We start from the raw sequence: 25242 nt of genomic DNA, 5'->3' as shown, positions 1-25242 counted from the left end.
CCACGCATTTCGATCACTTACGCTGCGTGTTCGGCGCCCGTCGCGCCGCCCGTTCGTCCTGGTCAGCCGCTCCTCCGGCGCCCACGAGCCCCTTGCCGACGCCCTCCAGACGGGACCCGAACCGCTTCATCTCGCGCTGGCCGACGATGCCGATCAAGGACGGCAGGTAGCCCCGTACGGACTGCATCCCGCGCAGCCACCACTGGGCGTACACATGCGGCGAGCGCCGCTCGATGCCGGCCACGATGCGGTCGACGGCCGGGCCCAGCGGGTACGTGCGGTTGGACGGCCACGGCAGCCGCTGGCGCAGCTCCCGCATCACGTCGTCCTCGTCCGCGCCGCGCACCATGTCGGTGTCGGTCCAGGAGAGGTAGCCGACGCCGACCTTCACGCCCCGGTAACCGACCTCCGCCCGCAGGCTGTGTGCGAACGCCTCGACGCCCGACTTGGAGGCGCAGTACGCCGTCATCATGGGCGCCGGGGTGATCGCGGCCAGGGAGGCGATCTGGAGGAAGTAGCCGCGGCTCTCCATCAGCACCGGCAGGAATGCCCGGCCGGTGACCGCGCCACCGATCAGGTTGACCTCGATGACCCGCCGCCAGGCCACCGGATCGGAGTCGACGAACGGCCCGCCCGAGGCGACGCCCGCGTTGGCGACGACGATGTCGACCTTCCCGAAGCGTTCCTTGACCTCCTGCGCGACCCGCTCCATCGCCTCGTGGTCCGTGACGTCCGCGTGCCAGTGGTCGCTGTCCCCGTGCAGCCGCTCGGAGACCTTCTTCAGCTCGTCCGGCTCCAGGCCGACCAGCGCCAGCGTGGCCCCCCGCGCCGAGAGCTTGCGAGCCAGCAGCTCGCCCACGCCGCGCGCCGCGCCCGTGACGACGACGACCTGTCCTTCGAGACTCCGCGTGCCGCTCATACGACCTCCTCCTTGCCCTCGACATCGGCCGTGCCCCGTACCGGGAGGTACGTGGTCACCAGTTCCCGGATCTTCGCCGTGACGATCTCCGGTGCCTCGACCGGCGTCATGTGGCCCATGCCCGCCAGTTCGGTGAGGCCGAGGCAGTCGGGCAGCGCCGCAGCGAGGTCACGGGCGTGGACGGGCGGGGTCAGCCGGTCGTCCGTCCCCGCGATCACCGCGGTGGGCACCCGCAGCTCCCGTACGCCCTCGACGAGATCGAGGTCCGCGAGCACGTGCCCCCAGGCGACCCGGGCCGCCCGCGGGCAGTCGTGCACGATCCGTGCGCAGGCGTCGACCCGGTCCGGGGCCGAACCAGCCCCCATCGTCGCGTACTTGAGGATTCGCCGGGAGACCGGCGTGACCGGCCCGAGCGGCGCCCGCGCCCCGAGGATCGCACGCGTCATCCGGGTGCGCACGGCGCCGGGCCGCAGCGGCACGACCAGGGACTCCGCGATCAGCCGGGCGCTGCCCGTGCTGCACAGCAGGGCGGCGGCCGCGTGCTCGCGCAGCCCGGCCCGCCGCGAGGCGGACATGATCGTCATGCCGCCCATGGAGTGCCCGGCCAGGACGGCCTTCTCGCCCGGGGCGAGGGTGGCCGCGAGCACCGCTTCGAGGTCGTCGGCCAGCGCGTCGGTGCTGTAGCCCCGGGGCCCCACGGCGGGCGAGGTGCCGTGCCCGCGCTGGTCGTAGGCGATGACGCGGTGGTCCACGGCCAGGTCGCGGATCTGGGCGTCCCAGAAGTGGGTGTTGCAGGTCCAGCCGTGGGCGAGGACCACGGCCGGGGCGCCGTCCTGTCCGTGCACCTCGACGTGGATGCGGGAGCCGTCGGCGGAGACGGCCATCAGTTCGCGCACCGGCACCGGCCGGACGTCGGCGCTGCGCAGCTGCCGGCTCATCCCGCCACCTCCTCGGCGACGGCCCGCTTCGCGTCCCGCTGCGCGGGCACCCGTACGACCTCGTACTCCGCGAGGTCGACCTCCCGCGTCACCTTGCGGAACTCGGCGGTGGTGCCGGGCCAGACCGTGGTGTTGCGGCCGTTGGCGTCCAGGTACCAGCTGTTGCAGCCGCCGGTGTTCCACACCGTGCGCTTCATGCGCTCCTGGACGCGACGGTTCCAGGCGCCGACGGACGAGGGGCGCGCGTCGAGTGCGACGCGGCCTCCCAGCACGTGCAACTGCTTCATGTAGTCGGCCATGTAGTTCAACTGTGCCTCGATCATGAGGATCATCGAGGAGTTGCCGAGCCCGGTGTTGGGTCCGATGATCGTCATCCAGTTGGGGAAGCCGGCCGCGCTCGCTCCGCGCAGCGCCTGCATTCCGTCCTTCCAGGACTCGGCGAGCGTGATGCCGTCCGCGCCCACCACCCGCTCGGCGATCGGCATGTCGGTGACGTGGAAGCCGGTGCCGAAGATGATCGCGTCGACCTCGGTCTCCGTGCCGTCGGCGGCGACGACCGTGGAGCCGCGCACCTCGCTCAGGCCGGAGGCGACCACATCCACATTGGGCTGGGCGAGCGCCGGGTAGTAGGCGCTGGAGAGCAGGATGCGCTTGCAGCCGATGCGGTACGAGGGGGTCAGCTTGGCCCGCAGCGCGGGGTCCTTGATCGCCCTTGCCATGTTGGACTTGGCTATCCGCTCGACCAGGCCCAGTTCGTTCGGGTGCTTGGTGAAGGCGCTGACCTGCAATTCCCTTATGCCCCACAGCAGACCGCGGCGCGCGGTACCGGTGAAGGGGAGCGTGCGGTGCAGCCAGCGCTCGGCTCCGCTGATCTGCCGGTCCATGCGCGGCATGACCCACGGCGGGGTGCGCTGGAAGAGCGTCAGCTTGCCGACCTTCGGCTGGATGGACGGCACGATCTGGATCGCGGAGGCGCCGGTGCCGATCATCGCGACGCGCTTGCCGGTCAGATCGGCGTCGTGGTCCCAGCGTGCGGAGTGGAAGACCTTGCCGGGGAAGTCGGCGAGCCCCGGGATGTCGGGCATCTTCGGGTCGGAGAGCGGACCGGTCGCGGAGACGACGACGTCGGCGACGATCGTGGTGCCGTTCGCGCTGTCGATGACCCAGTTCAGTTCACCGTTGTCCCAACGCATCTGCTTCACCTCATGGTTGAGCCTGAGGTGGGGTCGCAGCCCGAAGGTGTCCGCGACGTGCTCCAGGTAGGCACGGATGTGTTCCTGCCCGGAAAAGGTGCGCGGCCACTCGGGGTTGGGTGCGAACGAGAACGAGTAGAGATGGGACGGGACGTCACAGGCGCAGCCCGGATAGCTGTTGTCGCGCCAGGTACCGCCGACCGAACCGGCCCGCTCCAGGATCACGAAATCGGTGATGCCTTCGCGGCGCAGCCGGACGGCGGCGCCGAGGCCCCCGAATCCGGATCCGATCACCGCCACGCGTACATGCTCGTGCTGGGCCATGCTGCCGCCTCCTGCGGTACGTCACACGACTCTGCCAGCAATCACTGGCATTGTTGGGAGACTAGAGCAGCTTCGTACCGATGGGTAGGGGTCCGGCGAGGGAAAGTTACCGGCGGTACAACAAGCGGCCCCCCGATGGCGGAGGCCGGTAGGGTGCGGGGGTGGCAGAAGGACGCGCGCACCGCGAATACCGCATGGAGGAGCTGGCCAAGGAGGCCGGCATCCCCGTGCGGACCCTGCGCTTCTACCGGGAACGCGGCCTGATCTCGCCGCCCCGGCGCGAGGGCCGCATCGCGTGGTACGACGACCATCACCTGGCCCGCCTGCGCACCATCGCGGGCCTGCTGGAGCGCGGCCACACCCTCACCGGCATCGCCGACCTGGCCCGCACCTTCGAGAGCGGCCGCGATGTCGCCGAGGTGCTGGGCCTGGGCGAACCGACCGAGGAGACCCCGATCCGGCTGACGCCCGAGCAGCTGGCGGACTACTTCAGGGACGAGTCCACCCCGGAGAACCTCGCGACGGCCATGGAGCTGGGCTACCTCGGCACGGACGGCGACGAGATCGTGCACATCAGCCGCCGCCTGCTGGAGGTGTCGGCCGAACTCGTACGCGAAGGGGTCCCCCTCGCCGAGGTGCTCGCCTCCGGCCGCCGGGTCCGCGAGCACGCGGACGCCCTGGCCGACCTCTTCGTCGCGACCCTGCGCGCCCACAGCACCGAGGCCGAACCACCCCAACTGCGCCCACTGGCCCGGGCGGTGGTGGACGCGGAACTCTCCATGGCCCTGGACCGGCGGCTGCGCCGCGACGCGGAGGCCCCGCAGCCGCCGGCGTAGCCCGTACGGCGCCCTACCGCTCGTACACCACCGTCACCGGGGCGTGGTCGCTCCACCGCTCCCCGTGCGTGGCGGCCCGCTCGACCAGGGCCTTCACCGCACGCGCGGCAAGACCGGGCGTCGCCACCTGGTAGTCGATCCGCCAGCCCGTGTCGTTGTCGAAGGCGCGCCCGCGGTAGGACCACCACGAGTACGGCCCCTCGACGTCCGGGTGCAGGGCGCGCACGACGTCGACGTACGCGGCCTCCTCGAAGACCCGGGTCAGCCACTCCCGCTCCTCGGGCAGGAAGCCGGAGCTCTTCCTGTTGGCCTTCCAGTTCTTGAGGTCGGCCTCCCGGTGCGCGATGTTCCAGTCGCCGCACACGACGACCTCGCGGCCCTCTGCGGCGGCTCGCGCCTTCAGTCCGGTGAGGTAGGGGAGGAAGGCCGCCATGAAGCGTTCCTTCTCGTCCTGCTTCTCCGTACCGACCTCGCCAGAGGGCAGGTACAGGCTCGCGACCGTGACTCCGGGAAGGTCGATCTCGACGTACCGGCCGCTCGCGTCGAACTCCTCGCTCCCCTCGACCCCGAATCCGCCGAAGCCGATCTGTACGCGCTCCGGCGCCCGGCGGGAGTAGAGCGAGACCCCGGCCCGGCCCTTGGCGGCGGCCGGCGCGTGGACGGTGTGCCAGCCCTCGGGCTCACGCACCTCCTCGGGCAGCTGCTGCGGCTCGGCCCGCACCTCCTGGAGGCAGATCACATCGGCGTCGGTCTGCGCCAGCCACTCGACGAAGCCCTTTTTCGCGGCGGCGCGGAGACCGTTTACATTCACGGAGGTCACAGTGAGCATTCCGGCACGATACCGACCCCATCGCGCGCATACATGTACCATCTAACGCATGATTATCCAGCAGCGCCCGTACGATCACCCCGACGCCGTCAAACTCAACGATCTCGTGCAGCTCGAATACGCCGAGCGTTACGGGGACGAGGGCGACATCACACCGCTGGACGCCACGATGTTCGACCCGCCGCACGGCCTGTATCTGCTCGCCTACGACGCGTCGGACCGCCCCGTCGCCACCGGCGGCTGGCGCTCGCAGGAACGCAACGACGAGGGTTACTCGGACGGTGACGCCGAGCTCAAGCGGATGTTCGTGATACCCGAGGGGCGCGGGCAGGGCCTGGCCCGCCGCATCCTGGCCGCCCTGGAGGCCGACGCCCGCGCGGCGGGCCGCACCCGCATGGTCCTGGAGACGGGCGACCAGCAGCCCGAGGCGATAGCGCTGTACCTCTCCAGCGGCTACACGGCCTGCGAGAAGTTCGGCCACTACCGCACGTACGACAGCAGCCTCTGCTTCGCGAAGCCGCTCCAGCCCGACGGGCTTTCGTAGGGCCCTCGGATCCGCCGCCCACCTCTAGGCCCCGACGCCCACCCTCGCCAGGAAGGTCACCACCGCGTCGCTGAACGGCTCGGGCCGCTCCAGACCCGGCAGGTGCCCCGCCCCCTCGACCACGACCAGCTCCGCGTCCGGGATGAGCCCGTGCAGGGCCCGGGCCTCCGAGACGGGCGTGTAGACGTCGTCGGCACCGACCACGACCAGGACGGGCACCCCGGCCCCGGCGAGCGAGTCACGGTAGTCGGGCCGCTCCGCCCGGCCCCGCAACGCGGCGGCCGCCCCCTGGGGGTCGGTCATCCGCATCATCCCCGTCACGTGCGCGGCGACGTCCGGCAGCCCGGTGACGTTGTACGGAGCCAGCATCTTGTCGATGACCTCGTTCGCGTACCCGTCCATCCCTTCGGCGAGCAAGCGGTCGGCGAGGCGGTTGCGGAACGCCTTGCCCTCCTCGGTCTCGGCGACCGGCGAGGTGTCGGCCAGGACCAGCGCCGCCACCCGGCCCGGGTGCGAACGGTGGAACTCCATGGCGATCTGGCCGCCCATGGACACCCCGCCCACCACCGCCCGCGCAAGGCCCAGCCGGTCCAGCAGCGCGGCGATGTCGTCGGCGAACTGCGCGAACAGGGTCCGCCCCGCGACGACGCCGCTCTCCCCGTACCCCCGCAGATCGGGCACGATCACCCGGTACCCCGCCGCGACGAGCGCGGTCGCCTGCGGCTGCCACATGCTCCGGTTGAACGGATGCCCGTGGACGAGGACGACGGGCGGCTGATCACCGGCCTTTCCCAGGTCGTCGTACGCGAGCACGGTGCCGTCCTCCGCCGTGAACCGCGTACTCACCGGACCACCCGCCCCACACCCACGTAGAAGCCGCTGCGCTCCACGACGGGCGCCGGCTCCTCCCGGTACCACTCGGTCGCCGGGACGAGGCCCGGCTCGACGAGCTCCAGCCCCTCGAAGAACTGCTCGACCTCGGCACGCGTACGCATCCGCAGCGCGATGGCGCCCTTCCTGTACGCCGACTCCGTCTCCTGCTTCAGCTCCGGGTGCTGATCGGCGGTGCCGTGCGACAGGGCCAGGTAACTCCCGGTGGGCAGGGCGTCGACCAGGGTGCGGGTGATGCCGTACGGGTCCTGGTCGTCCGGCAGGAAGTGCATCAGCGCCAGCAGCGACAGGGCGATGGGCCGCTCGAAGTCCAGGAACTCCTTGGCCCGTTCGAGAATCGCCTCCGGCTCACGTACGTCGGCGTGGAGGTAGTCGATGGCCCCCTCGGGAGCACCGGCGAGGAGGGTCTCCGCGTGCCGGAGGACGATCGGGTCGTGGTCCGCGTAGACGATCCGGGCCGTCGGAGTGATCGCCTGCACGACCTGGTGGAGGTTGGGCTCCGTGGGGATGCCGGCGCCGATGTCCAGGAACTGGTCGATCCCGGCACGCGCCAGCCAGGCGGAGGCCCGGTGCATGAACGCCCGGTTGCGCGCGGCGTTCCCGCGCGTCTCCTCCGGCAGAGTCCGCGCGAACTGCTGGTCCGCCGGGTAGTTCTCCTTGCCGCCCAGGAACCAGTCGTAGACGCGGGCGGGGTGGGGCTTGCCGGTGTCGATCCGGGGCTGGGGCTCGGGTATGCCTGCCGTCACAAATCGCTCCTCGGTGCGGAGTGCTTCACATGCGGGTCAACGCGTTCAGCCTAGGCGACGGCCATCAGGCTCCGTCAGCCGATTTCCTGCCGACACCCTTGCCTTGAAGCGCACTTCAACAAGCACACTCCCTTCCGCGGCCACCGGACGACGGTGACCGGAACCGGAGGGGAACGTCATGAAGTACCGCACCATCGGCACAGATCCCGCCACCCGCCGGGAGGTGAGCGTCCTCGCACTCGGCGCCATGCTCTTCGGGTCGGTCACCGACGAGAAGACCTCGTTCGCGATCCTGGACCACTTCGTGGAGGCCGGCGGCACGTTCATCGACACCTCCGACAACTACGCGTACTGGGTCGACGGCGGTCTCGGCGGCCAGAGCGAGCGGCTGCTCGGCAAGTGGCGGCGCAGCCGTGGGATCGGGGACGAGATCGTCATCGCCACCAAGCTGGGCGCCGAACCGCTCGCGCCCGGCACCGGGTTCGTCGACAACCCGGAGGGCCTGTCGGCGAAGGCGGTCCGCGAGGCCGTGGAGCGCAGCCGGGACCGCCTCGGGGTGGAACGGCTCGACCTGCTCTACGCCCACATCGAGGACCGGACCGTCCCGCTCGCCGAGACCGTCGAGGCACTCGGGGAGCTGAGCGCGGCCGGCACGGTCGGTCTCCTGGGCGCCAGCAACCACGCCATCTGGCGCGTGGAACGGGCCCGCGCGCTCGCGGCGTCGGCCGGACTGCCCGGTTACGAGGTGCTGCAGTACCAGCACAGCCACCTGCGCCCCCGATTCGACGTCCCCAGCCCCCTGTTCGAGGACGGCAGCCTGGGCCACGCCGGACCCGAACTGCTCAGCTACCTGCGCGCCGACCCCGCCCTGACCCTGGTCGCGTACTCCCCGCTGCTCGCCGGCGCGTACACCCGCCCGGACAAGCCGCTCCCCCAGGACTACGACCACCCCGGCACCCCCGCCCGCCTCACGGTCCTGCGCGAGGTCGCCGCCGAGACGGGGGCGGGCATCAACCAGGTCGTCCTGGCCTGGCAGATCGGTGGCCGGCTTCCCGTGATCCCGCTGGCCGGGGCGTCGTCGGTGGCGCAGCTGAAGGAGAACCTGGCCGCGGTGGAGCTGGAGCTGACGGACGAACAGCGGGCCCGGCTGGACGGGGCGCACTGAGCCGACGGGGCCCCGCCCGGCCGACCCTCAATTCTTCCTCAGAGTTTCCGACGGACGCCCGGCAAAGGCTTCCGAGGCCGTAGGTTCTCGACTGACCTCGTTGACCTGACCAGTCAACTGAGCATCTATCGAGGGGGAATTGAATGCACGGCACAACTCTCAGGCGTGTTCTCGTCCCGACTGCCGCGGTGGCATTCGCCATGGCGGCGACCACCACGGCCCATGCCGCGGGGGGAGGCGGGGCGCTCGTCGTGCCCCGCTGTGACAACCCGGTCAAGCAGTGGGTCCAGGTGAGCGGCAAGAAGAGCTACCACGTTCCGTCGTGGTGGCACGGCACCAGCTTCAAGGACGGCCCCGGCGGCTCCATCAGGGTCAGCGTCGAGAAGGCGGGCAAGATCGGCGTCGAGGTCAGCGGCACCGCCGGGGTGAGCGCCGGTGTCCTCCTCGCCGAGGTGAAGGCGGAGTACAGCGTCAAGGTGGTGGGCGAGGTGGGGGTGACCGTGGGGCACCACTACACGCACGCCGTCCCGGCAAGGAAGTACGGGCACCTGCAGTACGGCTCATGGGGCTACAAGGTGAACTGGACGAAGTACAAGACCAGTGCTGACCGGTGCGGCAAGGTGAAGATCGGCTCAGGCACGGCGAAGCTCCCCACGAAGGAGACGGGCTGGCGCTACTGGACGACCAGCTCATGACCCCTCGCCCGCACGCCGTGCGGCGCGGCCCGGTGCTGGGTCTCGCTTCCGCGGTGGTCCTCTCCTTCGCCGTCGGGTGCACGAGCGAGTCCGGCGGTCCGGGGGGACCGAGCGCCTCGCCGAGCAGCCGGGCGACGCCTCCGCGGTCCGCATCCGCATCGGAGGCCGCCGCCGAGAAGCAGCTCGGCAGGCAGGTCCAGGAGACGCTCGGCACGGCGGGTCTCGGCGACAGCGAGCCGCGTTTCGTCGAGGCGGGCCTGGAGCGGGTCGGCGACGGTTCCCACAGCGCACCGGAACTGGACCGCGGGAACGCGTACGAGCTGGCGGTCGTCTGCGCCGGATCGGGGAAGATCACGCTGTCCACGGCCATCAGGAGCCCCGCCCGCCGGACGGTGGCCTGCGACGGCGTCCCCGTCCGTCAGAGCCTCACCGCCCCGGCCAACGGCAAGGTCCGCATCGACACCGCGGCGTTGCCGGGAGCCACCGGAATGGTGGCCTGGCGCCTGGACAGGGCTGAAGGGTGACCGCTGAGCCGGGCCCGGCTCAGGTCCCGCGCCCCGCTCCCGCCCCGGCGGGGGCGGGGCGCGGGCCGGTTGCGTGGGGACCGGGCGCGCATCCCCACTCCCAGGCCGACGCGTCACGCGCTCACACCTGGCCGCTCAGCTCGGCCGGTGACGTCACCCGCCTCCCCCGCGAAGCGTGTCCGTGCGCCTCAGCGCAGCCTCAGTTGCTCGCGGAGCCGTTTCACGTGCGCCTGGATGTCACGCTCGATGCCCGGCCCGTCCGCGGCCGCCCGATCGGCGGCGGGGGCATGAGCCGGCTGACGGCAGGGGCCGCACAGCCCGTCGCGAAATGCCTCGGCCTTGCCTGGCGCGCCGCAGTCGCTGCACTCGATCATCAGACGGCGAACTGAGGCGTCCGGGGCGGCCGGTACCGGGGCGGGGGGCAGGTACGGCGGGAGCTTCTTGACGAGGCGGGACCTGACGAAGCCGAGGGGCGAATCGATGATCTTGGGGAGCCCGGCGGTGAGGGCGTGGACGAGGTAGTCCGCGTCCACGCCGCGCCGAGCCATGCGGCGGCCGCACGCTCCAGCGACCTGCAGTCGTCGTCGGACAGGCCCAGGCGCGGCTGGACGCGGCCCAGCCGGGCCAGGGCGAGGAAGGCCGGAGAGTCGTCGTCCTGCGATGGCGCGGTGCGCTGCTGCGGCACAGGAGCGGCGAGGTCGGCGGACGGTACGGAGTCGGCCCGGGCCGGAGGTTCGGGCACGGCGGCCGGGGCCGCAGCCTCGGCCGGGCCCCATGGCGGCGGGGGCGCCACGCAGGCGACGGCCGGCTGCGGCGCGCAGCGCCTCTCCTCCGCGGCGAGGAAGGCGGTCCACCACTCGTTGTCGCGGGCCGTACGTGACCAGAAGGTGCGGGTGACCCAGCGAACCTTTTCACCGTCGCCGACCGCGCACCGCACATGGCGCAGATGACCGGCCACGCCCAGGGCCCTCAACGCGCTGCCGACGGCCATCTGCCCGTACAGCGTCAGGCACTTGGCCAGCGACTTGATGTTCATTGCCGCACCATCGGGAAGCCGGTCGACGTACCCGGCGATGTGCCGCTCCCGCTCGGGAAGAAGCGCGAAGTCGTCCGCGCGGGGCGGGCTCTGGTCGGGGACGGACCGCTTTCCGTAGCCCGGCCCGGCCTTCGGGTACGGAGCCGAGCGAGCAGGCGCCGGCGGGGCGGGGATAGGGTTTTGGGTAGCCACGGGATCGCCGCTTTCTCGATCTTGGGGTGAGACCCCGGCCGGTGCGTTCAACACCGCGTCGGGGTCACTTGCGTCTGGCGGCACCGTAGGCAGCCGCGACGCTGTGTCGCAAGTCGGTCACAAACAGTCACACTCGCTCGTCATGGCGGGCGGGGAGGGCGGGGAGGTTCTCCCAAACCCCTTCTTTTACCTACCGGTTGCAGGACATCGCTCGAATCTCGGAACCCGGATCCCGACGCTCGGGTCCCGAAGCCCAAGACTCGGGCCGAGCCCCCGCCACATACCCACGAAAGAGTGAACGGGCCCCTTCGGCGCTCGAATCCCGAAGCTCGGGGCTCGAAGCCCGGGACCCGAGCACCGGGGCGACGACGCGGCGGGCGCGGCCGGTTCACCCGGGGCCGGTCGGCGGGGGCGGACACGCACGACGCGCGAGCGCCCCCGTGACGCCAACTCCGTACGACGCCAAAGAGCCCCTACCGGATTTCCCCGGTAGGGGCTCTGAGCTGCGGTGGACCTGTGGGGATTTGAACCCCAGACCCCCTCGATGCGAACGAGGTGCGCTACCAGACTGCGCCACAGGCCCTTGCAACGAGTGAAACTTTAGCACCCCGACAGGGGTGCTCGGAAATCCGTTCCGCGCTGGTCAGCCGAGTCGGTGTCGCAGCGGGCGGGCGGGCGTCTCACTCGTTGGCCGCGCGGGGGCGGTCGTCCTCGTCGTACTGGTCGAAGAGCGGAGTCCGGCCCCGGTCGCGGGAGCGGCGGGACCGGTCCGAGCGCTGGCGTGGCGCCGGGTCCACCGGGGCCGTCGCCGCCTGCGTGGTGGACGGCTGGGCGGGTTCGGCGGAGGAGGAGCGGGCCGCGCTCCAGGTCTCCGGGTTGCCGACCTCGATGCCGCCCGTGGCGCGCGGGGCGACCGGGGCGGTGACATAGGTCGGCAGCGGAACCGGTACGGGCTCCCAGCTGTCGCCCTGGACCCGGCCCCGCTCGCGCTGCTGGTCGACCCACTCCGCGTGGTCGGTCTGCTCGACCAGGGCACGGCGGCCCGCCTCCTGCGGGGAGACCGTGGGCGTGGGCTCGGGGGCGGGGTGGCGGGCTTCGGAGTCCTCGTCGGTGTCTGCGGGGGCCGTCGAGGCCGGCTGATGGCGGCGGGGGCGGCTCTCCCGGAGCCGCTGCGCCGCGACCTCCGCCCGGCGCCGGTCCATGGTGAAGGCGAACCGGCGGCGCTCCTGGGCGCGGAGATGGACGATGTACGTGCTCAGCAGCACGGCGGGCACCGCCGGGGCCCAGAGGAAGCGGAGGCCGCCGACCGCCGCGACGACAGCGCCGAGCGTGAAGCCGAGGAAGAGGACGACGGTGGTACGCCTGCGGCGCGCGAGGACCTGCAGGCGCTGCGCGCGCCTGGCGCGTTCCGCGTCGATGCCCCCGGGACGCGGGCGCCGCGCGGCGACGGACGCATCGGAGGGGGACTCGGGGCGATCACGCGCCGGGCGCTTCTGCGCCGGGCGTTCCCGGTCGGAGTGCTCCGGCGGCCGAGCCGGGTCGTGGACCCGGGCCTCGGTGTGCGCCGGAGGCGCGGAAAAGGCCCGGACGTCGACGGAATCCATTCGGTCCGTGACTACGTCCGGGTCGGCGTCGGGCGCCGCCTCCTCGTCGGTCCGCTCCCGCAGCTCCTTGGCGTACCGGCGCTCCATCGCCGCCCGTCCGGACAGCAGCCGGATGGCGGTGCTGAAGCGTTCCGTGGGACGGGCTTCGTTGAGCTCGTCCTGCCTGCGGAGCCACATCGGTACCAAGTAGGCGGCCCAGGCCCCGACAATGACTGCGTAGATGAGGCCGCTGCTGCTCACATCTCACACCGTAGAGGGGTTTGCCTGGAGGCATCCGCCAATTGGCGCGGTGTGTCGCACGATCCGGCTGATATCACGGACTTTTTTTGTGATTGTTCGGATCAACAGTCGGTGTTTGTGCGTTCGGTAGCGGTCATAGCCCGATCAATTTCGAACATACATTTTATTTCGAGCGCTGTTCCGGACGCTCCGGACGCGCCCGGTGCCACCTCCGGAGCAGCCCGTCGGGCACCTCTTCGGCGGTCAGGGCGTAGATCAGATGGTCCCGCCAGGCGCCGTCGATGTGGAGATAGCGGGGCCGGAGCCCTTCCTCACGGAATCCGAGTTTCTCCACGACCCGCCGGCTCGGCCCGTTCTCCGGGCGAATGCACACCTCGATGCGGTGGAGTCCGACCACCCGGAAGCAATGGTCCACGGCGAGGGCGACCGCGGTCGGCATCACGCCGCGGCCCGCCACGTCCTGGTCCACCCAGTAGCCGACATGGCCGGAGCACATCGATCCCCAGGTGATCCCGGCCACGGTCAGCTGGCCGACCAGCCGGCCCTCGTACTCGATCGCGAACGGCAGCATCCGGCCGGCGTTCGCCTCGGAGCGCAGATGGCGGACCATCTGGCGGTACGTGGGGCGCTGGGCCACCGGCCCGCCGGGGGCGGGCGGGGGCACGGTCGCCTCCCACGGGCGCAGCCAGTCCCGGTTGCGCCGGTTGACCTCGCGCCACATGCGCTGGTCGCGCACCTTTATCGGCCGGAGGGCGACGGCGCCGTCCACCAGGATCACCGGCCAGGTCGGGACGTTCAGCTCGGGCTCCCGGGTCGGGGGTGATCGCCGCCGCGGAGCTGGTCGACGGCGTGCACCAGGATGCGGCTCAGGACCGCGAGCCCGTCGCGCACCCCGCCGGTGGAACCGGGCAGATTGACGATGAGCGTACGGCCGGCCACGCCCGCCAGACCGCGAGAGAGCGCGGCCGTGGGGACCTTGTCACGGCTCTCGGCGCGGATCGCCTCGGGGATGCCGGGGACCTCGTGGTCCAGGACGTTGCGCGTGACGTCCGGAGTGAGGTCGGTCGGCGAGATGCCGGTGCCGCCGGTGGTCACGATGACGTCGTACGCGGCGGCCACCCCGTCCCACAGCGCCTGCTCGACCGGGTCGCCGTCGGGGACGACCTGCGGTCCTTCGACGGTGAAGCCGAGCTCGGCCAGCGCCTCGACGATCAGCGGTCCGCCCTTGTCGGCGTAGACCCCTGCGGCGGCCCTGTTCGACGCCGTCACCACGAGGGCGCGGTAGCCGCCGGAAGCCTCCGGGGCGCTCATGCTTCCGCCCCGCCGGGCGCGGTGCGCCGGTAGTCGCCGGACTTGCCGCCCGACTTCGCCTCGACCCGGACGTCCGTGATGACCGCGGACTTGTCGACGGCCTTGATCATGTCGACGACGGTGAGCGCGGCGACCGACACGGCGGTCAGCGCCTCCATCTCCACGCCGGTGCGGTCCGCCGTCCTCACGGTGGCCGTGATCTCCACCGCGTCGTCGGCCACCCCCAGGTCGACCGTGACACCGGAGACCGCGAGGGGGTGGCAGAGGGGGATGAGGTCCGGGGTGCGCTTGGCGCCCATGATCCCGGCGATGCGTGCGGTGGCGAGGGCGTCGCCCTTGGGGACCCCCTCGCCCCGGAGCAGCTCGATGACACGCGGTGAGACGAGGACCCGGCCGCTGGCGCGGGCGACGCGCGCGGTGACGTCCTTCGCGGAGACGTCGACCATGCGGGCGGCGCCCGCCTCGTCGATGTGCGTCAGCCTGTTCTGCGTACTCAACTAACTCCGCCTAGCGGTAGGGCGCCGGTTGCCCCGGTGCTGCACCGGGGTGCAGGTCCGGGGTCCGGGGGGTGTCCCCCGGAAGGCACAGCGGCAGACACCGTACCGCCACCGGGCGCCGGTCAGCGGAGCAGGATCACCTCGGTGTCCGCGCCGGGCTCCGCGGAGGTGACGTCCTCGGGCAGCACGATGAGCGCGTCCGCCTGGGCGAGAGCGGCGATCAGATGCGATCCGGAACCGCCGACGGGGGCCACGGTGCCGGCCTCGGCGTCGTACGTCCCGCGCAGGAACTGCCGCTTGCCGGCCGGTGAGGACAGGGCCTTGTCGGTGACCAGCGACGCCCTGACGGTCGGGCGGTTCACGTCGGGCAGGCCCATCAGGGCCCGGATCGCGGGGCGTACGAACAGTTCGAAGGAGACGTAACTGGAGACCGGGTTCCCCGGGAGCGCCAGCAGTGGGGTGTGGTCCGGGCCGATGGAGCCGAAGCCCTGCGGCTTGCCGGGCTGCATGGCGAGCTTGCGGAAGTCGACGCCGCCGCCGGACCCGTCCTCGTCGCCGGCCGGGGAGAGGGCCTCCTTGACGACGTCGTACGCGCCCACGCTGACGCCGCCGGTGGTGACGACGATGTCCGCCCGGATCAGCTGGTCCTCGATCGTGGCCCGGAGCGTATCGGCGTCGTCGGAGACGGCGCCGACGCGGTAGGCGATCGCTCCGGCCTCGCGCGCCGCGGCGGTCAGCGCGAAGCTGTTCGAGTCGTAGATCTGGCCGCCGGTCAGCTCCTCGCCGGGCTGGACCAGTTCGCTGCCGGTGGAGATGACGACGACGCGCGGCCGGGGCCGCACCTTCACCGTCGAGCGGCCGATCGCGGCGAGCAGGCCGATCTGCGGTGCTCCCACCACCGAACCGGCACGGAGCGCCAGGTCGCCCGGCCGCACGTCGCTGCCGCGGGCCCGGACGTGGGCGCGGGCCTCGGCCGGGCGGTGGACGCGGACCTCGCCTCGGGCGCCTTCCGGGGCGTCGCTGTGGGCGCGCATGGTGGCGGCGGGCCCACCGCCCGTACCGCCGTCGGTCCACTCGACCGGGATCACGGCTTCGGCACCGGCCGGGAGCGGGGCGCCCGTCATGATGCGGGCGGCCTCGCCGGGGCCCACGCGCTGGTCGCCGAGCAGACCGGCATCGCCCGCCGCGACGTCCCCGATGACCGTGAGGACCGCGGGGAACTCCTCGGTGGCGCCCTTCACATCGGCGACGCGGACCGCGTAACCGTCCATCGAGCTGTTGTCGAAGGGCGGCAGGGCGATCTCCACCACGACGTCCTCCACCAGGACGCAGCCCTGGGCCTCGGGCAGTTGCAGCTCGATGGGTTCGAGCGGCCTCACCGCGGCGAGGATGTCTTCCAGGTGCTCGTCCACCGACCAGATCGTGCTGCTCAAGGTCCTACATCTCCTCGGTGACGTAACTGCGGAGCCAGGTCCGGAACTCCGGCCCCAGGTCTTCACGTTCGCACGCGAGTCTGACAATGGCACGGAGGTAGTCGCTCCGGTCACCGGTGTCATAGCGGCGGCCCTTGAAGACGACGCCGTGCACCGGCCCGCCGGCCTTCTCGTCCTCGGCGAGGAGCTGGAGGGCGTCCGTCAGCTGGATCTCGTCGCCACGTCCCGGCTCGGTCCTGCGCAGTATGCCGAACACGGCGGGGTCCAGCACGTAGCGGCCGATGATGGCGAGATTGCTGGGCGCGTCGGCCTGTTCGGGCTTCTCGACCAGGCCGGTGATCCGCACCACGTCGCCCTCCGCGGTCGGCTCGACGGCCGCGCAGCCGTACTGGTGGATCAGTTCGGGCGGGACCTCCATGAGAGCGATGACGCTGCCGCCCTCGCGCTCCTGGATCTCCACCATGCGCGCCAGCAACGGGTCGCGCGGGTCGATCAGGTCGTCGCCGAGGAGGACCGCGAACGGCTGGTCGCCGACGTGCGGAGCGGCGCACAGCACCGCGTGGCCCAGCCCTCTCGGGTCGCCCTGGCGGACGTAGTGCATGGTGGCGAGGTCGCTCGACTCCTGGACCCTGCGCAGCCGTTCGGCGTCGCCCTTACGGGTCAGGGCCGACTCCAGTTCGTAATTGCGGTCGAAGTGGTCCTCCAGGGGACGCTTGTTGCGACCGGTGATCATCAGGACGTCGGAGAGTCCGGCGGCGACCGCCTCCTCGACGACGTACTGGATGGCAGGCTTGTCGACGACAGGCAGCATTTCCTTGGGAGTGGCCTTGGTGGCCGGCAGGAAGCGGGTGCCGAGGCCCGCCGCCGGGATGACAGCCTTGCTGATCCTGGGGTTCGACTGAGTCATGCGCAGAACCCTAACCGGCGCGCATGGGCGGAAGATGATCCTCCGGTTAACTTTGTACTTAAATATGACGGTACGTGAGAGCTAGAGGTGCCCCGTTGAACACCGACATGTCCGCAAAGGCACTGCTGCGGCGTGAACTGCTCGCCGCGCGACGCCTTCTGACCGGTGAGGACGTCCAGCGGGCGGGCACGGCCCTGGCGCGCCGTGCGCTCGAACTCCCGGAGGTCGCGGGGGCCCGTACGGTCGCCGCGTACGTTTCGGTGGGGAGCGAACCGGGGACCCGCGCCCTGCTGGACGCGCTGCGCACGCGGGGCGTACGCGTCCTGCTGCCGGTGCTCCTCGCGGACAACGACCTGGACTGGGCGGCGTACGAGGGAGCGGGGAGCCTCGAGAGGGCCGGGCGCGGGCTCCTGGAGCCCGTCGGTGGGCGTCTCGGCCCCGACGCCGTGCTGGAAGCGGACGTGGTGCTGCTGCCGGGCCTCGCGGTGGACGGGCGCGGCATGCGGCTCGGCCGCGGCGGAGGCAGCTACGACCGGGTGCTGGCGCGCCTCGCGGCGGCCGGGGCCCATCCCGCGCTGATCGTCCTGCTGTACGAGGACGAGGTGGCCGCGCGGGTCCCGGAGGAACCGCACGACCACCCCGTGGACGCCGTGGTGACACCCGCCGGCCCGCGGCGCTTCGGCAGCGGCTGAGGCCCCGGAGACCGCGGCCCGCGGCGCTTCGGCGGCAACTGAAGGGCCCCGGGCACCAGCCGGCCCGCGGGGCTCCGGAGTGTTCCCGAAGCCCCGCGGGCCCGCCCGACGCCTACGGCTTCAGCGTCAGCGTGTCCTTCGTCGCCCCGGCCACCGCGTTCGTCCCGAAGGACCAGTCGAGCAGCTCGCCGTTGACCCACTTGTCGGTCTGGTCGGTGTAGTGCGCGCTGAACGCGTGCCCGGAGGCGCCGGTGAGGTTGATCCAGCGGGACTTGTCCCAGTCCCCCACGTTGACGACCATCCGCATCGACGGGACCCAGACGACCTCGTAGCCGCCGGCCGCGTTCCACCCCGTGGCGTTCACCGCGGCCTCGCCGCCGCCGAGGTTCCACGGGCCCCGGTTGAGCGCCCGCTGAAGCAGTCCGGGACCTTCCGTGCCGAGGGTCTGGTTCTTCAGGGTCAGCTGGTGCAGCCGGCCCCAGGTCCACGTGGTGATGTCCTTGCCGAGCTTGGCGGTCAGCTCCCAGCGGGCGTCCTCCATGGCGCGGGCGAAGAGCTCCTCACGGTTCTCGGTGGCCTTGTCCTTGCGGGACTTCGGAGCCTTCCACCACTTGCTGTCCGGCTTGTCCATGAGGTTCGCGACGACCTGGTACCAGCGGTCGCCGCCGTCCGGCTGCGCCGAGTCCGGGTCGCGCTGACCGCATTCGCGTACCAGCTTGTCCTGCTCGTCGAGCGGGCCCGAGCTCTTGGCCGGGGGCACGTTCAGGCACTCGCCCTCGACGCGCATCTCCTTGGGCAGCTTGTCACCGAAGGCCAGCTTGAGGATGTTGCGCCAGACCGCGTTGAAGTACGCGGCGGCCGCCGAGTCCGCCTCCTGGGTGTAGTCCCAGCCCTCCAGCAGCTTCTGCGCCTGACGGACGTCCTTGTCCGAGATGTTGATCTTCATCAGCTCGGGCACCAGCAGCGCGGCGATCTCGCTGGTGTTGTCCATCTGCATCTTCTGCATGTCTTCGGTCGAGATCTTCCCGCCGCCCTTGATCTTCGACTCGATGAGGTCGTTGATCCGCTGGCTGCGGCTGCCGTAGCCCCAGTCCTTGGTGAGCAGGTTCGGGTACGTGTCCTCGTCGATCACGGCCTGGTTGGCGGTGACGACGTAGCCGCGCTCCGGGTCGTACTCGTAGGGCAGCTCGTCGAACGGGATCGGGTCCTTCTTCCAGCCGTACGACGAGGACCAGCCGGGGCTGGGCAGCGTGCCGTCACCGGACTTGCGGACCGGGATCCTCCCCGGCGCCTGGTAGCCGATGTGGCCCTTGGTGTCGGCGTAGATGAGGTTCTGCGAGGGAACCTCGAAGTGCTCGGCCGCCTTGCGGAAGGTGGTGAAGTCCTTGGCCCGGTTGAGCTCGAAGACGGCGTCCATGGAGTGACCCGGCTCCAGCGCCGTCCACTTGAGCGCCACTCCGTAGCCGTCAGCACGGTCGGGGGCGGCGTTGCTGACGGGCGCCTTCTGGCCGACCTTCTCCAGCTCGCCGCTCCGGTCGGAGACCAGCGGGCCGTTGTTGGTCTCGCGCACGGTGATGTGCCGGCTCCTGCCGCCCGCGACCTTGATGGTCTCCTCGCGGACGGTGAAGGGCTTCACCTTGCCGTCGTACAGGTAGCCGTCGCCCGAGACCTTCTCCAGGAAGAGGTCGGTGACGTCGGCGCCGAGATTGGTGAAGCCCCAGGCGATGTCCTGGTTGTGGCCGATGATCACACCGGGCATGCCGGAGAAGGTGTAACCGGCGGTGTCGTACTTGCAGGTCGCCGAGACGGCGCGGCAGTGCAGCCCCATCTGGTACCAGAGCGAGGGCAGCTGCGGCGCCAGGTGCGGGTCGTTGGCGAGCAGCGGCTTGCCGGTGGTCGTGTACTTCCCCGCGACGACCCAGGAGTTCGACCCGATGCCGGTGCCGTTGGGGCCCAGCAGCGCGGGGATCTCGTCAAGGGTGTCGGACAGTGCGCCGAGCTGGGAGGTGAGTCCTTCGGTGGCGCCCTGGGCGGTCGACGAACCGATGCCGTCGGACGGCGTCGCCTCGGCGTCGAACTTCCCGGTGACCGGGGAGACGGCGCCCTCACTGACGATCGGCTTGTGCTTCTCGTACGGGTAGGGCGGGTACAGGTCCTCGATCTGGTTCGCGTCGAGCCGGCTGGTCATCAGCGAACGGTCGATCTCGTCCTGCATGTTGCCGCGCAGGTCCCAGGCCATGGCCTTCAGCCACGCGACCGAGTCGACCGGGGTCCACTCGGTGGGCTTGTAGTCGTTGGTGAAGCCGAGGGCCGCGTACTCGACGGAGATGTCCTTGCCGTCGCGGTCCTTGAGGTAGGCGTTCACACCGTCCGCGTACGACTGGAGGTTCTTCTTGGTCTCGTCCGACAGGACGGTGTCGTACTCCTCCTGTGCGACCTTGCGCCAGCCCAGCGTGCGCAGGAAGGAGTCCGTCTCGACCTGGCCGGAGCCGAACATCTCGGAGAGCCGGCCGGCCGTCATGTGACGGCGGACGTCCATCTCCCAGAAGCGGTCCTGTGCCTGGACGAAGCCCTGGGCGCGGAACAGGTCGGCGTCGGAGTCCGCGTAGATCTGCGGGATTCCGTAACTGTCGCGCTTGACCTCGACGTTGCCGCCGAGTCCGGCGAGCTGGATCGTCCCGTTGGTCTGCGGGTAGGAGGCGCGCACAGTGGATACGGACCAGTACGTTCCGTAACCGACACCTGCGACGAGCGCCAGCACCAGGACGATCACGATCAGGCGGGCGCGTCGCCCCTTCTTCTTCTTGCGCGGCCCGCCGCCGGCGGAACCGGTGGAGCCGGAAGAGGCGGTTGTGTTGGCGGGCATCGCTGTCCTTCGAGGGGCAGGGTGGTCCTGGGAGTGCAGGAGCAACCATAGGCGCAGCGTCGAGGCCGGTCGGACGCGGTATCGGGATGGTTCGAATTGCGTAGCGATCGTACGAGTACTCGAACGCATCAAGAAAACGTTAAAGATTAGGTAAGGTAACGAAGTACCGGCCGCCGGAAGTCGATCCGGCAGGCGTACGCAGGGAAGGACCGGCCACTGACTGTCCACGCGCTCAACGAACTCCTGCTCGTCTGCTCGCTTGTTCTGCTCGTCGCGGTGGCGGCGGTGCGCATCTCGTCGCGCAGCGGGCTCCCCAGCCTGCTCCTGTATCTCGGCATCGGGATCGCCATGGGGCAGGACGGGTTCTTCGACGTCAAGTTCGACAACGCCGAGCTGACACAGGTGATCGGCTACGCGGCCCTGGTCGTGATCCTCGCCGAGGGCGGCCTCGGCACGAAGTGGAAAGAGATCAAACCCGCGCTGCCCGCGGCCGTTGTCCTCTCGCTCGTCGGCGTCGGCGTGAGCGTGGGCGTGACCGCGGCCGGAGCCCACTACCTGGTCGGTCTGGAATGGCGGCAGGCGCTGATCATCGGAGCGGTCGTCTCCTCCACGGACGCCGCCGCGGTCTTCTCCGTCCTGCGCAAGGTGCCCCTGCCCGCGCGCATCACCGGCGTCCTGGAGGCGGAGTCCGGCTTCAACGACGCCCCTGTGGTGATCCTCGTGGTGGCCTTCTCGACCGTGGGGCCGGTCGACAGCTGGTACGTACTCGTGGGCGAGATAGCCCTGGAGCTGGCGATCGGCGCCGCGCTCGGCATCGCCGTCGGCTGGCTCGGCTCGTACGGACTGAGGCATGTGGCCCTGCCCGCCTCGGGCCTCTACCCGATCGCCGTGATGGCCATCGCGGTGTCCGCGTACGCGGCGGGCGCGATGCTCCACGGAAGCGGATTCCTCGCCGTCTACCTCGCCGCGATGATCCTCGGCAACGCCAAGCTGCCGCACTGGCCCGCCACCCGCGGCTTCGCCGACGGACTCGGCTGGCTGGCCCAGATCGGCATGTTCGTCCTGCTCGGACTGCTGGTCACCCCGCACGACCTGATCGACGACTTCTGGCCCGCCGTCGTCGTGGGGCTGGTGCTGACCGTGGTGGCCCGGCCGCTGGAGGTCTTCATCTCGCTGGCGCCCTTCCGGCTGCCCTGGCAGGAGAAGGCCCTCATGTCCTGGGCGGGGCTGCGCGGCGCGGTCCCCATCATCCTGGCGACCATTCCCATGGTGTCCGGTATCGAGGGCTCCACCCGGGTCTTCAACATCGTCTTCGTGCTCGTCGTCGTCTACACCCTCATCCAGGGGCCGACCCTGCCCTGGCTCGCGAGGGCCCTCAAGATCGCCGACGACCCGTCCGAGACGGCCGACCTGGGCATCGAGTCCGCGCCCCTGGAACGGCTGCGCGGACATCTGCTCTCGGTGGCCATCCCCGCGAAGTCGAAGATGCACGGCGTCGAGGTCGGCGAACTGCGCCTGCCCGCGGGAGCGGCCGTGACGCTGGTCGTCCGGGACGGCAAGAGCTTCGTCCCGGCACCCTCGACCGTGCTGCGCCGCGGCGACGAGCTGCTGGTCGTCACGACCGACCCCGTGCGCGACGCGACCGAGGCCCGGCTGCGCGCGATCGGCGAGGGCGGCAAGCTGGCCGGCTGGCTGGGGACCGGCGGGAACGCCGCCGACGAGACCCTCGCCGGACCGAACGTGGCCAACGCGCTCAAGGCAGTGAAGAAGCTCGGCAGGACGGACGACCCCCAGAAACACGAGGGCCGGTCCGCCCGCGATACCAGGGCGCACCACTGAGGATGCGGGCAGGCGCCCTGTCCGAGCGCGGGGCGCCTGCACCTGAGGCGTTAGCGCCCCAGCGTTCACAGGTGACAGACGTTGCCTTGCGCACAATCACAGGCGTTCCGGGACCCTTGCCTGTAGCATGAAGGAAACCTAGATCGACCTATTTGATCCACCAACTCTGCCTGACGCAGAGCTGGCGCGACCGTATGGCGGTCGTGGCGTCCTCCGCCTCTGCTGTGAGCGCCCGGCATCTACCGCAGTTCCGCGCGAAGAGGACAGCTCTCGGCAGCTCCTGACCGGGTCCGCACCCCTGTGCCGGCCCGCTCCGCAGGGGCACGGCCACCAGGCGGCAGAAAGGCAAGGACCGTGGCGTCCACGGTCTCCGACCGCCCCGGTTACGGGCAGTTGCTGCGCACCCCGGGTGCGTGGACCTTCCTCCTTCCGGGCTTCGCCGCACGGCAGCCCTTCGCGATGCTGACCATCGGCATCGTCCTGCTCGTCCAGCACACCACCGGTTCGTACGGCAGCGCCGGCGCCGTCGCCGCCGTCACCGGGGTGTCCATGGCCCTGTTCGCCCCGCAGACCGGCAAGCTCGCCGACCGCCTCGGCCAGCGTGCCGTGCTGCTGCCGGGCGTCCTCGTGCACACGGCGTCCGTCTCCGGCCTGACCGCACTCGCGCTGGCGGGCGCCCCGATGTGGGCGCTGTTCGCAGCCGCCGTACCCACCGGGGCCTCGGTCCCGCAGATCGGCCCGATGGTGCGGGCCCGTTGGGCGGCCGTGCTCGGCGCGGCACCGGGCCGGGAGGCCTCGCCGCTCATGTCGACGGCGGCGGCCTTCGAGTCGGTGACGGACGAGTTCACCTTCGTCATCGGTCCGGTCCTCGCCACCGCGCTGTGCACCGGGGTGCACCCGGCGGCGGGGCTGATCGCCGAAGCCGCCCTGACCCTGTTCGGCGGCCTGTTCTTCGCCGCGCAGCGCGCCACCCAGCCCGCGGTGCGCAACGCCGGCTCCGCGGGATCGCAGCGGCACGCCTCCGCCCTGTCCATCCCCGGCGTACGTGTGCTCGCGGTGTCCTTCCTGGGGATCGGCGCGGTCTTCGGCGGGATGCAGGTCTCGCTGACCGCCTTCGCCGAGGAGATCGGCAGCCCCGGTGCGAACGGTCTGCTGTACGGGATCTTCGCGGCCGGCAACATGCTGGCCGGTATCGCCTGCGGTGCCATCGCCTGGAAGACGGGCCCGCGACGCCGGCTGATCGCCGGGTACGCGGCCCTGACCCTCACCGCTTCGGGCCTGTGGGCGGTGCACTCCGTGCCGCTTCTGGCCGGTCTCGGACTTCTGGTCGGCCTGTCCATCGCCCCCGCCCTGATCAGCGGCTACACCTTGGTCGAGGCACTGGTCCCGGGCTCCGCCCGGACCGAGGCGTTCACCTGGCTGACGGGCGCGGTCGCACTCGGGCAGGCTGCCGCGGTGACGGTGGCCGGGCGGCTCGCGGACGCCCACGGCGCGAGCACCGGATTCCTGGTGCCACTGGTGGGCACGGTGCTGGCGCTGGTGACGCTGGTGGCGCTGCGTTCGCGGCTGCTCCCGAAGGTCCCGGGGCGGACCGTGGCACGTGGGATCGGTCACCGCGGACCGGTCACGGTGGACTGATGCCGCGGAATACGTCAGTATGGAGCGTCGTTAGCACTCATCGAGTCAGAGTGCCAGGAGGAACAAGTGCCGACCTACCAGTACCAGTGCACCGAGTGTGGCGAGGGCCTCGAAGCGGTGCAGAAGTTCACCGATGACGCCCTCACGGTGTGCCCGAGCTGCGATGGACGCCTGAAGAAGGTGTTCTCGGCGGTCGGCATCGTCTTCAAGGGTTCCGGTTTCTACCGGAACGACAGCCGCGGATCCTCGTCGAGCAGCACGCCGGCCCCGGCCGCTGCGAAGACTTCGGGTTCCGGATCGTCGTCCTCGACGGGATCGGACGCGAAGTCGTCGTCCTCGTCGTCGACGTCCTCCACCGGTTCGTCCAGCTCTTCCACGGCGTCGTCATCCTCTTCTTCGTCGTCCTCGTCGAGCGGTTCGTCGGCCGCCTGAGGCGCCGCCCAACCGTTTCACCTGGCTTCACCGGGACCCCGCCGATGTGCTCGGCGGGGTCCTCGGCGTCCCCGCCCGGTCTCCCCGGCCGTTCGGGGAACGCCTACTGTGACCGCATGGTGAACGCAGAGATCGGTGTGATCGGTGGCTCGGGGCTGTACTCCTTCCTGGAGGACGTCACCGAGGTGCGCGTGGAGACCCCTTACGGAGCGCCGAGCGACTCCGTCTTCCTCGGCGAGATCGGCGGCCGCCGGGTCGCCTTCCTCCCCCGTCATGGACGCGGCCACCATGTGCCGCCGCACCGCATCAACTACCGCGCCAATCTGTGGGCGCTGCGCTCGGTCGGTGTACGCCAGGTACTCGGCCCGTGCGCGGTGGGCGGGCTGCGGCCGGACTACGGGCCGGGGACGCTGCTCGTGCCGGACCAGCTGGTCGACCGCACGAAGACCCGTGTCCAGACGTTCTACGACGGGGAGACCCGCGCGGACGGGGTGGCACCGAAGGTGGTGCACCTCGGCTTCGCGGACCCGTACTGCCCCAAGGGGCGCAGGGTCGCCCTCGCGGCGGCCCGGGGACGGGACTGGGAAGCGGTGGACGGCGGGACGCTCGTGGTCGTCGAGGGGCCGCGCTTCTCGACCCGGGCGGAGTCGCGCTGGCATGCGGCGATGGGCTGGTCGGTGGTCGGGATGACCGGGCACCCCGAGGCCGTGCTAGCCCGTGAGCTGGGCCTCTGCTACACGACGATGACGCTGGTGACAGACCTGGACGCGGGCGCGGAGGCCGGCGAGGCCGTCTCGCACGGCGAAGTGCTCAAGGTCTTCGCGGCCAATGTCGACCGTCTGCGTACGGTCCTCTTCGACGCGGTCGCCGCGCTGCCGGCGGAGGGCGACCGGGACTGTCTGTGCGCGCATGCCCTGGACGGGATCGACACGGGGATCGCGCTGCCGTAGG

Annotated in this window: 23 protein-coding genes, 1 tRNA gene and 1 pseudogene; 10 read left to right on the top strand and 15 right to left on the bottom strand. The window is 71.1% G+C overall.

From position 1 onward, the window contains the following. Positions 1 to 13 precede the first annotated feature (13 nt). The 3 genes from ABZ434_RS01435 to ABZ434_RS01425 are packed head-to-tail and all read right to left on the bottom strand — an operon-like array spanning position 14 to position 3374. The gene (locus ABZ434_RS01435; protein WP_359131221.1) at positions 14 to 919 is read right to left on the bottom strand and encodes an SDR family oxidoreductase; all 906 of its coding nucleotides are present in this window, start codon (positions 917 to 919) and stop codon (positions 14 to 16) included. Next, positions 916 to 1857, bottom strand: coding sequence for an alpha/beta fold hydrolase (locus ABZ434_RS01430; protein ID WP_359131219.1), 942 nt, complete (start codon positions 1855 to 1857; stop codon positions 916 to 918). Before ABZ434_RS01430 ends, ABZ434_RS01435 begins: the two co-directional genes overlap by 4 nt. Next, positions 1854 to 3374 (bottom strand): NAD(P)/FAD-dependent oxidoreductase, encoded by a 1521-nt coding sequence (locus tag ABZ434_RS01425; RefSeq protein WP_359131218.1) that lies wholly within the window; start codon positions 3372 to 3374, stop codon positions 1854 to 1856. Before ABZ434_RS01425 ends, ABZ434_RS01430 begins: the two co-directional genes overlap by 4 nt. 194 nt (positions 3375 to 3568) lie before the next feature. On the opposite strand from ABZ434_RS01425, the gene ABZ434_RS01420 reads away from it, so the two are divergent. Continuing rightward, complete coding sequence (locus ABZ434_RS01420) at positions 3569 to 4210, top strand: MerR family transcriptional regulator (protein ID WP_359131419.1); 642 nt, start codon at positions 3569 to 3571, stop codon at positions 4208 to 4210. Positions 4211 to 4223: 13 nt separating this feature from the next. Here ABZ434_RS01420 and ABZ434_RS01415 read toward each other — a convergent pair whose 3' ends face one another. Further along, positions 4224 to 5039 (bottom strand): exodeoxyribonuclease III, encoded by an 816-nt coding sequence (locus ABZ434_RS01415; RefSeq protein ID WP_359131216.1) that lies wholly within the window; start codon positions 5037 to 5039, stop codon positions 4224 to 4226. Between the two features lie 49 nt (positions 5040 to 5088). Here ABZ434_RS01415 and ABZ434_RS01410 point away from each other — a divergent pair, with 49 nt between their 5' ends. Beyond that, on the top strand, positions 5089 to 5583 hold the full coding sequence (locus ABZ434_RS01410; protein ID WP_359131215.1) for a GNAT family N-acetyltransferase: 495 nt from the start codon (positions 5089 to 5091) through the stop codon (positions 5581 to 5583). A 24-nt stretch (positions 5584 to 5607) separates the two neighbouring features. Here the strand turns inward: ABZ434_RS01410 and ABZ434_RS01405 are convergent, their stop codons facing one another. Together ABZ434_RS01405 and ABZ434_RS01400 are read right to left on the bottom strand one after the other, a co-directional pair. Next, complete coding sequence (locus tag ABZ434_RS01405; RefSeq protein WP_359131213.1) at positions 5608 to 6429, bottom strand: alpha/beta hydrolase; 822 nt, start codon at positions 6427 to 6429, stop codon at positions 5608 to 5610. Then, positions 6426 to 7220, bottom strand: coding sequence for an SAM-dependent methyltransferase (locus ABZ434_RS01400; RefSeq protein ID WP_359131211.1), 795 nt, complete (start codon positions 7218 to 7220; stop codon positions 6426 to 6428). Before ABZ434_RS01400 ends, ABZ434_RS01405 begins: the two co-directional genes overlap by 4 nt. A 178-nt stretch (positions 7221 to 7398) precedes the next feature. Between ABZ434_RS01400 and ABZ434_RS01395 the strand changes: the two genes are divergently transcribed. The 3 genes from ABZ434_RS01395 to ABZ434_RS01385 all read left to right on the top strand — a co-directional run bounded on the left by ABZ434_RS01395 (position 7399) and on the right by ABZ434_RS01385 (position 9604). Next, complete coding sequence (locus tag ABZ434_RS01395; protein WP_359131210.1) at positions 7399 to 8385, top strand: aldo/keto reductase; 987 nt, start codon at positions 7399 to 7401, stop codon at positions 8383 to 8385. Positions 8386 to 8528: 143 nt separating this feature from the next. Beyond that, positions 8529 to 9080, top strand: coding sequence for a hypothetical protein (locus ABZ434_RS01390; protein WP_359131208.1), 552 nt, complete (start codon positions 8529 to 8531; stop codon positions 9078 to 9080). Then, positions 9077 to 9604, top strand: coding sequence for a hypothetical protein (locus ABZ434_RS01385; protein ID WP_359131207.1), 528 nt, complete (start codon positions 9077 to 9079; stop codon positions 9602 to 9604). Before ABZ434_RS01390 ends, ABZ434_RS01385 begins: the two co-directional genes overlap by 4 nt. A 188-nt stretch (positions 9605 to 9792) precedes the next feature. On the opposite strand, the pseudogene ABZ434_RS01380 reads toward ABZ434_RS01385, so the two are convergent. The 8 genes and pseudogenes from ABZ434_RS01380 to galU form a co-directional block, all read right to left on the bottom strand. Continuing rightward, positions 9793 to 10832, bottom strand: a pseudogene (locus tag ABZ434_RS01380) (MarR family transcriptional regulator). A gap of 509 nt (positions 10833 to 11341) precedes the next feature. Continuing rightward, positions 11342 to 11415, bottom strand: a tRNA-Ala gene (locus tag ABZ434_RS01375). Positions 11416 to 11512: 97 nt separating this feature from the next. Next, a complete protein-coding gene (glpR, locus tag ABZ434_RS01370; RefSeq protein WP_359131205.1) occupies positions 11513 to 12676 on the bottom strand; it encodes a gephyrin-like molybdotransferase receptor GlpR in 1164 nt (387 codons plus the stop codon). 163 nt (positions 12677 to 12839) lie between these two features. Beyond that, positions 12840 to 13454, bottom strand: a complete 615-nt coding sequence (locus tag ABZ434_RS01365; RefSeq protein ID WP_359131202.1) for a GNAT family protein — start codon at positions 13452 to 13454, stop codon at positions 12840 to 12842. A gap of 17 nt (positions 13455 to 13471) precedes the next feature. Next, complete coding sequence (locus ABZ434_RS01360; RefSeq protein WP_359131201.1) at positions 13472 to 13987, bottom strand: MogA/MoaB family molybdenum cofactor biosynthesis protein; 516 nt, start codon at positions 13985 to 13987, stop codon at positions 13472 to 13474. Next, positions 13984 to 14484: a cyclic pyranopterin monophosphate synthase MoaC gene (gene moaC, locus ABZ434_RS01355; RefSeq protein ID WP_359131200.1), complete on the bottom strand. Its 501-nt coding sequence runs from the start codon at positions 14482 to 14484 to the stop codon at positions 13984 to 13986. The genes ABZ434_RS01360 and moaC overlap by 4 nt, the downstream gene beginning before the upstream one ends. 122 nt (positions 14485 to 14606) lie before the next feature. Then, positions 14607 to 15917, bottom strand: a complete 1311-nt coding sequence (gene glp / locus ABZ434_RS01350) for a gephyrin-like molybdotransferase Glp (RefSeq protein WP_359131199.1) — start codon at positions 15915 to 15917, stop codon at positions 14607 to 14609. Positions 15918 to 15921: 4 nt separating this feature from the next. After that, the gene (gene galU, locus ABZ434_RS01345; protein ID WP_359131197.1) at positions 15922 to 16824 is read right to left on the bottom strand and encodes a UTP--glucose-1-phosphate uridylyltransferase GalU; all 903 of its coding nucleotides are present in this window, start codon (positions 16822 to 16824) and stop codon (positions 15922 to 15924) included. Positions 16825 to 16931: 107 nt separating this feature from the next. Here galU and ABZ434_RS01340 point away from each other — a divergent pair, with 107 nt between their 5' ends. Further along, on the top strand, positions 16932 to 17516 hold the full coding sequence (locus tag ABZ434_RS01340) for a 5-formyltetrahydrofolate cyclo-ligase (protein ID WP_359131418.1): 585 nt from the start codon (positions 16932 to 16934) through the stop codon (positions 17514 to 17516). Between the two features lie 112 nt (positions 17517 to 17628). Here the strand turns inward: ABZ434_RS01340 and ABZ434_RS01335 are convergent, their stop codons facing one another. Next, entirely contained in the window at positions 17629 to 20382 is a 2754-nt protein-coding gene (locus ABZ434_RS01335; protein ID WP_359131196.1) for a penicillin acylase family protein, read from the bottom strand. 276 nt (positions 20383 to 20658) lie between these two features. Between ABZ434_RS01335 and ABZ434_RS01330 the strand changes: the two genes are divergently transcribed. The 4 genes from ABZ434_RS01330 to ABZ434_RS01315 all read left to right on the top strand — a co-directional run bounded on the left by ABZ434_RS01330 (position 20659) and on the right by ABZ434_RS01315 (position 25241). After that, complete coding sequence (locus ABZ434_RS01330; protein ID WP_359131194.1) at positions 20659 to 22221, top strand: potassium/proton antiporter; 1563 nt, start codon at positions 20659 to 20661, stop codon at positions 22219 to 22221. A 354-nt stretch (positions 22222 to 22575) separates the two neighbouring features. Further along, positions 22576 to 23859, top strand: a complete 1284-nt coding sequence (locus ABZ434_RS01325; RefSeq protein ID WP_359131192.1) for an MFS transporter — start codon at positions 22576 to 22578, stop codon at positions 23857 to 23859. Between the two features lie 66 nt (positions 23860 to 23925). Then, complete coding sequence (locus ABZ434_RS01320) at positions 23926 to 24291, top strand: FmdB family zinc ribbon protein (RefSeq protein ID WP_359131191.1); 366 nt, start codon at positions 23926 to 23928, stop codon at positions 24289 to 24291. A 116-nt stretch (positions 24292 to 24407) separates the two neighbouring features. Further along, positions 24408 to 25241 (top strand): S-methyl-5'-thioadenosine phosphorylase, encoded by an 834-nt coding sequence (locus ABZ434_RS01315; protein WP_359131188.1) that lies wholly within the window; start codon positions 24408 to 24410, stop codon positions 25239 to 25241. Position 25242 lies beyond the last annotated feature (1 nt).

The sequence above is a fragment of the Streptomyces sp. NPDC005761 genome (assembly GCF_040630635.1).
Lineage (GTDB): Bacteria > Actinomycetota > Actinomycetes > Streptomycetales > Streptomycetaceae > Streptomyces.
Note: the sequence above shows the minus strand (reverse complement) of the source record. Positions and strands in the feature narration are given on the sequence as shown.

What these genes read in the sequence shown, in the direction of transcription:
- ABZ434_RS01425 (WP_359131218.1), bottom strand. Translation starts at nt 3,374, where the DNA reads ATGGCCCAGCACGAGCATGTACGCGTGGCGGTGATCGGATCCGGATTC.
- ABZ434_RS01395 (WP_359131210.1), top strand. Translation starts at nt 7,399, where the DNA reads ATGAAGTACCGCACCATCGGCACAGATCCCGCCACCCGCCGGGAGGTG.
- ABZ434_RS01335 (WP_359131196.1), bottom strand. Translation starts at nt 20,382, where the DNA reads ATGCCCGCCAACACAACCGCCTCTTCCGGCTCCACCGGTTCCGCCGGC.
- ABZ434_RS01385 (WP_359131207.1), top strand. Translation starts at nt 9,077, where the DNA reads ATGACCCCTCGCCCGCACGCCGTGCGGCGCGGCCCGGTGCTGGGTCTC.
- ABZ434_RS01430 (WP_359131219.1), bottom strand. Translation starts at nt 1,857, where the DNA reads ATGAGCCGGCAGCTGCGCAGCGCCGACGTCCGGCCGGTGCCGGTGCGC.
- ABZ434_RS01340 (WP_359131418.1), top strand. Translation starts at nt 16,932, where the DNA reads ATGTCCGCAAAGGCACTGCTGCGGCGTGAACTGCTCGCCGCGCGACGC.
- ABZ434_RS01410 (WP_359131215.1), top strand. Translation starts at nt 5,089, where the DNA reads ATGATTATCCAGCAGCGCCCGTACGATCACCCCGACGCCGTCAAACTC.
- ABZ434_RS01390 (WP_359131208.1), top strand. Translation starts at nt 8,529, where the DNA reads ATGCACGGCACAACTCTCAGGCGTGTTCTCGTCCCGACTGCCGCGGTG.
- ABZ434_RS01415 (WP_359131216.1), bottom strand. Translation starts at nt 5,039, where the DNA reads ATGCTCACTGTGACCTCCGTGAATGTAAACGGTCTCCGCGCCGCCGCG.
- galU (WP_359131197.1), bottom strand. Translation starts at nt 16,824, where the DNA reads ATGACTCAGTCGAACCCCAGGATCAGCAAGGCTGTCATCCCGGCGGCG.
- ABZ434_RS01360 (WP_359131201.1), bottom strand. Translation starts at nt 13,987, where the DNA reads ATGAGCGCCCCGGAGGCTTCCGGCGGCTACCGCGCCCTCGTGGTGACG.
- ABZ434_RS01435 (WP_359131221.1), bottom strand. Translation starts at nt 919, where the DNA reads ATGAGCGGCACGCGGAGTCTCGAAGGACAGGTCGTCGTCGTCACGGGC.
- ABZ434_RS01315 (WP_359131188.1), top strand. Translation starts at nt 24,408, where the DNA reads ATGGTGAACGCAGAGATCGGTGTGATCGGTGGCTCGGGGCTGTACTCC.
- ABZ434_RS01420 (WP_359131419.1), top strand. Translation starts at nt 3,569, where the DNA reads ATGGAGGAGCTGGCCAAGGAGGCCGGCATCCCCGTGCGGACCCTGCGC.